At 67.2% G+C, this 8,502-nt stretch carries 7 protein-coding genes and 1 tRNA gene; 6 read left to right on the forward strand and 2 right to left on the reverse strand.

Going from position 1 to position 8,502, the window contains the following annotated elements; all coding sequences use genetic code 11:
- The first annotated feature begins 446 nt into the window (after window positions 1-446).
- The 3 genes from AC1VTH_RS04765 to AC1VTH_RS04775 all read left to right on the forward strand — a co-directional run bounded on the left by AC1VTH_RS04765 (window position 447) and on the right by AC1VTH_RS04775 (window position 3,869).
- Window positions 447-935 carry a low molecular weight protein-tyrosine-phosphatase gene (locus AC1VTH_RS04765; protein ID WP_481334991.1) on the forward strand — a complete coding sequence of 163 codons (489 nt, stop codon included), beginning with the start codon at window positions 447-449 and terminating at the stop codon, window positions 933-935.
- 140 nt (window positions 936-1,075) lie between these two features.
- Entirely contained in the window at window positions 1,076-2,236 is a 1,161-nt protein-coding gene (locus tag AC1VTH_RS04770; protein ID WP_481334992.1) for a pyridoxal phosphate-dependent aminotransferase, read from the forward strand.
- Window positions 2,237-2,645: 409 nt separating this feature from the next.
- Window positions 2,646-3,869: an iron-containing alcohol dehydrogenase gene (locus AC1VTH_RS04775; protein WP_293826207.1), complete on the forward strand. Its 1,224-nt coding sequence runs from the start codon at window positions 2,646-2,648 to the stop codon at window positions 3,867-3,869.
- Between the two features lie 225 nt (window positions 3,870-4,094).
- Here AC1VTH_RS04775 and AC1VTH_RS04780 read toward each other — a convergent pair whose 3' ends face one another.
- Together AC1VTH_RS04780 and AC1VTH_RS04785 are read right to left on the reverse strand one after the other, a co-directional pair.
- Complete coding sequence (locus tag AC1VTH_RS04780; protein WP_481334993.1) at window positions 4,095-5,009, reverse strand: HAD-IIB family hydrolase; 915 nt, start codon at window positions 5,007-5,009, stop codon at window positions 4,095-4,097.
- Between the two features lie 7 nt (window positions 5,010-5,016).
- On the reverse strand, window positions 5,017-6,660 hold the full coding sequence (locus AC1VTH_RS04785; protein WP_481334994.1) for a Mur ligase family protein: 1,644 nt from the start codon (window positions 6,658-6,660) through the stop codon (window positions 5,017-5,019).
- 193 nt (window positions 6,661-6,853) lie between these two features.
- Here AC1VTH_RS04785 and AC1VTH_RS04790 point away from each other — a divergent pair.
- The 3 genes from AC1VTH_RS04790 to rph form a co-directional block, all read left to right on the forward strand.
- Window positions 6,854-6,929, forward strand: a tRNA-Val gene (locus AC1VTH_RS04790).
- Window positions 6,930-7,013: 84 nt separating this feature from the next.
- Window positions 7,014-7,913 (forward strand): glutamate racemase, encoded by a 900-nt coding sequence (gene murI, locus AC1VTH_RS04795; protein WP_293673317.1) that lies wholly within the window; start codon window positions 7,014-7,016, stop codon window positions 7,911-7,913.
- 128 nt (window positions 7,914-8,041) lie between these two features.
- Window positions 8,042-8,502 (forward strand): ribonuclease PH (gene rph / locus AC1VTH_RS04800; protein ID WP_481334995.1); only part of this gene is annotated, 461 nt, incomplete at its 3' end.

The raw sequence follows: 8,502 nt of genomic DNA on the forward strand, positions 1-8,502 counted from the left end.
GGGCCAAGGGAGCCATCGCCACGCTCGTCGAGTCGTTTGCCGTGATGATCGTGACCGACTGCGTCATCCCCATCCTTGTGCTGCTCTTCTTTGTGTGGCTCATCAACTTCTTGCTGGGTCTCAACATCCCCCTGCCGTCTGGTCCCGTCCGCGGCCTTCGCGGTAGGGCAAAATAGCAGCGAGCGCATGGCGTAACCAGCGCGGGCCCGAGCTGTACACAAGCTCGGGCCCGTTTGTTGTCCACTGCAAAGGCTGGGGTGTCTTAGTTCCGGATGCTTCGGCTAACAAGGAAGAGGCCGGCCGAGAGAAGGACGAGGACCGTTGCAAGTGGCGCAACGTCCATGAGCTCGTCGCCCGGATTGTCGCGACGGACACGCGGGGCGAGCGCGCGGCGGTGGGCTAACATCGAAAGACGCGTAAACGAATGTCTCCAGAAGGGGAGGCCCATGCACCGCATCCTGTTTGTTTGCCTTGGCAACATCTGCCGCTCGACGATGGCCCAGTCCGTCATGCAATATCTGGTTGACGAGGCGGGCCGCGCCGACGAGTTTGTCATCGACTCCGCAGGTACGAGCTCCGAGGAGAGCGGCAACCCGCCCCACCGCGGCACTGTCGAGAAGCTTCGCCGCGAGCGCATCCCGCTCGTTGCCCACCATGCCCGCCGCGCCCGCGCTGCGGAGTACGACAAGTGGGGCCTCATCGTCTACATGGACGAGGACAACGAGTGGGCGCTCATGCGCCTGTTCAACAACGATCCCGAGCACAAGTGCGCCAAGCTCCTCTCGTTCATCCCCGAGGGCTCGAGCTTTCGCCCGCGCGCCCACCTGCACGACGGCACCGTCCGCGACGTGGCCGACCCCTGGTGGACCGGCAACTTCGACGACGCCTACCGCGACGTCCGCGCCGGCTGCGAGGCCCTGCTCGCCACCCTCTAGTGGCTGATGTGCCGGCCGCGTCCGCGGCATGCCGCCCTGATGCCCGCCTTGCCCCACCGCGCCGCGCCACCCGCTCGCGGCGTAGAATAAACCCTTGTATGCACGCGCACGATGCGCCCAAGCCCACAACGGAGGTTCCCATGCGGTTCTCGAAGCGACTCGACCGATTTGGCGACGAGGTGTTTGCCTCGCTCAACGCGCGCCGTCGCGAGCTCGAGGCGCAGGGCCGCGAGGTCATCGACCTGTCGGTGGGCACGCCCGATTTCGAGCCGCCCGCGCACGTCAAGGAGGCGCTGGTCGAGGCCGCCAAGGACTCCAACAAGTGGAAGTACGCTCTGACGGACCTGCCCGAGCTCACCCAAGCTGTCATCGACTACTACGCCAGCCGCTTTGGCGTCGAGGGCCTCGAGCCCAACATGATTATGAGCGTCAACGGCACGCAGGAGGGCATGGGCCGCATGGCCTCGGCCCTTCTCGACGAGGGCGACCTCGTGCTCGTGCCCGACCCCTGCTACCCGCTGTTCCGCGCCTCGGCCCTCATCGCCGGCGCCGACCTCGCCTTCTATCCCCTCAGTGCCGAGACGAACTTCTTGCCCGATGTCTCGCGCATCGACTCGGCCGTGGCCGACCGCGCCAAGTACATGGTGGTGTCGCTGCCGGCCAACCCCGTGGGCTCGGTGGGCACGCCCGAGGTCTACGCCCAGATCATCGAGTTCGCCCGCGCCCACGACCTGCTGATCGTCCACGACAACGCCTACAGAGACATTATCTTCGACGGCGTCGAGGGCCACAGCTTCTTCGAGAACGAGGGCGCCTCCGAGGTGGGTGTCGAGTTCTTCAGCCTCTCCAAGTCGTTTAACATGACCGGCGCCCGCGTGAGCTTCCTCGTGGGCCGCCCCGACGTCATCGCCGCGGTACGCAAGTTGCGTGCCCAGAGTGACTACGGTATGTTCCTCCCCATCCAGCGCGCCGCCATCGCCGCCCTCACCGGTCCGCGCGAGCAGGTGCGCGAGCAGGAGCGCAGGTATCAGGAGCGCCGCGACGCCCTGTGCGACGGCCTCGAGTCGATTGGCTGGGAGCGCCCCAACGCCCACGGCTCGATGTTCGTGTGGGCGCGCCTGCCGCGCGGCCGCACGGACTCCATGGCCTTCTGCCTCGAGCTCATGGAGAAGGCGGGCGTCATCGTGACGCCAGGCGCGAGCTTTGGCCCGGGTGGCGAGGGCTTCGTCCGCATGGCGCTCGTGCTGCCGCCTGAGGGCCTGCGCCGCGCCGTTGCGGCCATCGAGGCATCGGGTCTGTAGACGACCTGCGACTCATAAAAGCCTGACCAAACGCGAGGGGCGCCGGCAACCGTTTGGGGTGTCGGCGCCCTTATCATGCCGTGCCGACTTGTCCATCGGAACGAGGTCAATCGAGGTTGTAAATCGGCGAAGGGTATTTTTCTGCGGGCGGCTGGTTTTGCAACGGTCGCGGAAAGGTCGGACTACTGAGAAGCCCACATGGATAATATCCTATGTAGATGTGGCCTGAAGCTGGGGTTTTATGGCTTGTGGCAGCATCTTGGCTGGCTGCCTCAGGGGCTTTGGCATCCAGCTGTGCACGGCGCATCCGGCATGTCCGGGCGCCACTATTCGGGGAGAGCCGGCGGCCCGCACGGGCGGCCGGGCCTGGCCACAGACTGGCTGGGAATTCGAATTGGAGGAATGCACCATGGGACGTTTTACCAACCCGCGTGACCTGTACTTTGGTGAGGGCGCTCGCCACGAGGTCAAGAACCTCAAGGGCTCCAAGGCCATCATCGTCTCCGGTGGCGGCTCGATGCGCCGCGGCGGCTTCCTGCAGGACATCCAGGCCGACCTCGAGGAGGCTGGCTTCGAGGTCAAGCTCTTCGAGGGCGTCGAGTCCGACCCGTCCATCGAGACGGTCATGAAGGGCGCCGAGGCCATGCGCGAGTTCGAGCCCGACTGGATCATCGCCCTCGGCGGTGGCTCCCCGATCGACGCCGCCAAGGCCATGTGGGTCTTCTACGAGTACCCCGAGGAGTCCTTCGACAACATCATCCAGCCGTTCTCCTTCCCGGAGCTGCGCCAGAAGGCTCACTTCTGCGCCATCTCCTCGACCTCCGGCACCGCTACCGAGGTCACCGCGTTCTCCGTCATCACGGACTACCAGAAGGGCATCAAGTACCCGCTGGCCGACTTCAACATCACGCCTGACGTCGCCATCGTCGACCCCGAGCTCACCTACTCCATGCCCGCCAAGCTCTGCGCCCACACCGGCATGGACGCGCTGACGCACTGCATGGAGGCCTACGTCTCCACCTTCGCCTCGATGTTCACCGACGCCAACGCCCTGCACGGCATCCGCGAGATCGTCGAGTGGCTCCCGAAGTCCTACACCGGTGACAAGGAGGCCCGTCAGCACATGCACGAGGCCCAGTGCATCGCCGGCATCGCCTTCTCCTCTGGCCTGCTGGGCATCGTGCACTCCATGGCCCACAAGACCGGTGCCGCCTTCGAGAACGGCCACATCATCCACGGTGCCGCCAACGCCATGTACCTCGGCAAGGTCATCCAGTGGAACTCCAAGGACCCGCGTGCCGCCGAGCGCTACGCCTACGTCGCCAAGGAGGTCCTGCACCTTCCCGGCGAGACCAACGAGGAGCTCATCGCTGCCCTGGTCCAGAAGATCCGCGACCTCAACGACGAGCTCAACATCCCGCAGTCCATCAAGGATTACGCCAACGGCGGCGTGAAGGTCGACGCTGAGCACCCGCAGATGGTCTCCGAGGAGGAGTTCCTCGCGAAGCTCCCCGAGATCGCTGCCAATGCCGAGCAGGACGCCTGCACCCCGGAGAACCCGCGCGAGACCAAGGCCGCGGACTTCGAGAAGATCCTCAAGGCCTGCTACTACGACACGGACATCGACTTCTAAGCTCGCCTCGATTCATCCCAGCGGAGAGCCCCAGGTTCCTCGCGGACGTCCTCGGCCTTGCGGCCTGCGGAATGTCCGCTCCGGAGCCTGGGGCTCTCCTTGTGCCTCGCGGCTGGGTGCTTCTGCCGGAAAGAAAGAGTGCGAGAGCTGCAAATCGGACAGTTTGGGCAGGGTAGCAGCCCCTTAAGTGTCCGATTTGCAGCTCTCGGCATTTTCTATCTGGGCCTACTCCTTGGCGGCAAGCAGGCCGCGCATCGCGTCGACCCAGCCATCGGTGGCGCGCTTGGTCGAGACAAGGATGTTGTCGCGCGCGGCGAGCTCCTCGGCGGCGCGGTCGTGCCCCAGGCCGTTGCACATGAACAGGAAGGTGCCCACGGCGTCGGCGATGACGCAGTCTGCCGGTGAGTCGCCCGCGCCCAGGACCTCCTCGGGGGCAAGCCCCGCGAGCTCGACGAAGCGCACGATGCCCGTGCCCTTGCTCACGCCGGCCGGGGTGATGTGGTAGGTGTGGATGCCTTGTGGGCGGGCGTGGTCGCACGCGAGGTTGCTCGCGCCGGAGATGTGGTCGACCATGCCGTTGTCCGACAGGTAGAGCGGAAGGCCGCAGTGGTCGAGCATGTCCTGCATCTCGTCCTCGGGGGCGTCGCCGCGCATGGCGACCGTGACCTCGCGGTACTCAAAGCCAACGCCGTTGTCGTGGTAGGTCTCGAGGTGGCCGGGCCAGCGCTCGAGCATCGCGTCGATGACGCCCGTCTCCCAGATCACGCCGTGCGGGGTCTTGCCGCAGCCCTCGTCATAGGGCATGCGACCGGTGAAGTAGTGCCACTCGGGCTGGCTGCTCTGGCGGGTGCACAGCACGCCGCCCATCTCGGCAATCCAGCCGGGAAATCCCAGGACGCGGGCGTCCTCCATGATCATGGCGCGGTTGCGGCCGGTGCAGGGGATGACGCTCACGCCCGCGCGGGTGAGCTCGACGAGCGTCTGCACGAGCTCGGCCGAGGGCTCGCCCGCGGTGTTGACGGTGGCCTTGGCGCCGGTGAACATCGTGCCGTCGGCGTCGGTGATGACGTAGCGAACCTTGCGGAGCCTCTCGGCGAGCTCTCCGGTGGGCTTGGAGGGAAACGTTGCGTAGCTGGACATAGGCCTCCTAGATCTTGATGTTTCGCTTGGCTGCGGCGTCCCTGAACGCCTCGGCGTCGGGCACCATGGGCTGGAACTCGTCGCCGCGGTGGATGAGCGTCTCGTCGCCCTTGCCCAGCAGGCACACGAGGGCCGGCTGGTTGTACGAGAGGGCCACGTCGAGGCAGCGGGCAACGGCCTGCTGGCGGTCGAGCACGTACTCGTGCGTCACGGGCGTGCCGTCGGCGAGCGTGGCGCCCGCGGGCACGTTGGCGTCCATCTCGCGGCAGATGTCCTCGTTGGAGTCGTGCGCGGGGTCCTCCTCGGTCACGACGATGTGACTTGCCCACTTGGCCGCCTGCTGGGGCAGCTCGACGCGGCGCTCGTAGGCCTTGCCGCCGGGCGCGCCGATGAGCGCCACGATGCGCCTGCCTGGGAACTCCTTGGCCATCGAGGAAAAGAAGCTCTGGTAGGAGAGGGCGTTGTGGGCGTAGTCGACCACGCAGAGCACCTGCGAGCCAGGGTTGCCGATGAGCTCCATGCGCCCGGGCACGCGGCAGGCGGCGAGGCCCGCGGCGATCGAGGCGTGATCGATGCCAAGCAGCTCGGCGCAGGCGATGGCCACGAGGGCGTTGTCGACGTTGAACAGGCCTGGGAAGCCAATGGTGACGGAGAGCTCCCAGGCATCCCTGACCTCGCCGTTCGCGGGGTGGCCGTCCCTCGTGGTGCCGTGCGCCACAAACGAGAGGGAGGCACCCTGGGGAGTCACGTCGGTTGCCCAGATGTCGGGGAAGACCATGTCGCAGCTGCCGCACTCGACGGGCTCGGGGCCAGCCGAGGAGACGCAGACGAGCTCGGGCGCCTCGCCCTGCTCGCCCCCGCGGTGCGCGGCATCGAGTACGCGCTCGAGGTTCTGCGTGCCCAGGTTTACCACGGCGTGGCGGCACTGCGAGAAGATCTTGAGCTTCGAGGCGAAGTAGTCCTCGAAGGTGGGGTGCTCGACGGGCGAGATGTGGTCCTTGCCAATGTTGAGGAAGGCCGCGACGTCGAGCTCGACGCCCAGGGAGCGGTCGTACTTGAGGGCCTGGCTCGATACCTCCATGACCATGGCGGCGAGCTGGGAGTCGCGGGCATTGGCGAGGTGGCGCCACAGGTCGGGCGCCTCGGGCGTGGTGTTGGTCGACTCGATGTCCTCGACGCCGTCGTAGGTGTCGATGGAGCCGATGATGCCGCAGGAGCCCTTGCCCGAGGCGGCGTCGACGATCGAGCGCAGCATGTAGGCGGTGGTGGACTTGCCCTTGGTGCCCGTGAGGCCCACCTGGGGGATGTCGAGGTCGAGCCTGCCAAACGCCGCGGCCGAGACGAGCGCCATGGCGAGGCGCATGTCGTTCGCGACGATCGCCGGGGCGTCCGGGGCCGCGGCGGCGAGCTCGGCGGCGTGGGCCGGCTCGCAGACGTAGGCGATGGCGCCGGCCTCGAGTGCCGAGGCGAGATAGGCGGGCTTGAACGCGCGGCCCTTGCAGAAGAAGACGTTGCCGGCCGCGACGCAGCGCGAGTCGCAAGCCGCGCCGGTGACGGGGGCGTCTGTCGTGGCGTCGATGCCCGAGACGAGCACGCCGTGCTCCTCGAGCAGCGCGCACAGGCCGGCCAGGGTGGTGGGAGCGCAGGACATGGATGGACTCCTCATCTCGATGAGACGTGGGGACAGCCCCTTCGTCTCATACTTGCTGGGACAAAGGGGCCGCCCCCCCTGTCCCACTGTATTTGCTAGATGAACTCCAACCAGTATACCCGCGCGGTTTGTGCGCGGTCGGTGCCGGGCGCGCGGGGAGGGGCGCGGCGTGTGCTACACTTCCTGTGCCTGTGGGCGATTGGCGCAGTGGCTAGCGCAGGTGCTTTACACGCACAAGGCCGGGGGTTCGAATCCCTCATCGCCCACCAACCGAGAGCACGGGCCGAAGACCAGCGTCTTCGGCCCCTTTCATAGGCCGAGATACGCGCGCACGCAGACGCGGGGGAGGTTGCATGTCACACAGCAAGCCCATCGGCATCTTTGACTCCGGCCTCGGCGGCCTCACCGTTGCCCGTGCCATCGCCTCGCGGCTTCCGGCCGAGTCCATCTACTACGTGGGAGACACGAAGCGCTGCCCCTACGGCACGCGCCCCCAGGCCGAGGTGCGCCTGTTCGTGCGCCAGGTGGGGCATTGGCTCGAGAGCCACGACGTCAAGCTCGTGGTCATCGCCTGCAACACCGCCACGGCTGCCGGCCTCGACGTGATCCAGCGCGCGCTCGCCGTGCCCGTCATCGGCGTCATCGAGCCGGGCGCTCGCGCCGCCATCCAGGCCACGCGCACCCGCCGCGTGGGCGTGCTCGCCACACAGGGCACCGTGACCTCGGGCGCCTACGAGCGCGCTATCCACAACCTCGACGCTGGCGTCCACGTGACGCAGGCCCCCGCCGGCAGCTTCGTGAACCTGGTGGAGCGCGAGCTCGCCTCGGGAACCTACCTGCACGACGACTGGATGGAGAACCCCGAGGTGTTCGACACCGAGGAGGTGCGCGCGCTCGCCCGCGAGAACGTGGCGCCGCTGCTTGGCCGCGGCATCGACACGGTGGTTTTGGGCTGCACGCACTTTCCGCTGCTCTCGCACGAGATTGGCGAGGCGCTGGGCCCGGGCGTGCGCACCGTGAGCTCGGCCGAGGAGACCGCCCGCGAGGTGGCCGAGATTCTCGAGCGCCGCGGCGAGCTTGCCGACGAGGACACCGCAGACCTTGGCGCGGGCGGCGAGCCCAAGTACCGCTTCGCCACGACCTCCGACGACATTACGTCGTTTGCCGTCGCGGGCAAGTTCATCTTTGGCCACCCGCTCGACTCGATCGAGCACATCGAGCTCGAGACGCTCGAGGCGCTCGTCGAGCGGTAGGGCGCCACGAGCCTGCCGTCGGCGTGCCTTGCGCGCCCCCCGCTGTTGCCGAGCTTCTCGGCCATGCCCGTAACGGGCATCTCTAGCTCGTCCTTGTTCACCATCCGCTACTTTTGCGAGGAGACAGAATGACCGACCTTACCCAGCGTCGCCCCGAGGGTCGCGCCTATGACCAGATGCGCCCCGTCAAGCTTACCCGCGAGGTCATGAAGAACGCCCACGGCTCGTGCCTGTCCGAGTTTGGCGACACGCGCGTCATGTGCACCGCCACGATCGAGGAGAAGCTGCCCGCGTGGCGCCGCGCCAGCCGCAAGGGTTGGGTCACGGCCGAGTACGCGATGCTGCCCGCCTCCACGTCCAACCGCACCGCCCGCGAGTACAAGGGCCGCAAGGGCCGCTCGATGGAGATCGAGCGCCTCATTGGCCGCAGCCTGCGCGCCGTGTGCGACCTCGACCGCCTGGGCGAGTTCACGATTACCGTTGACTGCGACGTCATCCAGGCCGATGGCGGCACGCGCACGGCGAGCGTCACCGGCGCCTGGGTGGCCCTGCACGACGCCCTCATGAGCTTCGTGGAGCAGGGCAAGAT

The organism is Parolsenella sp. (assembly GCF_982402205.1).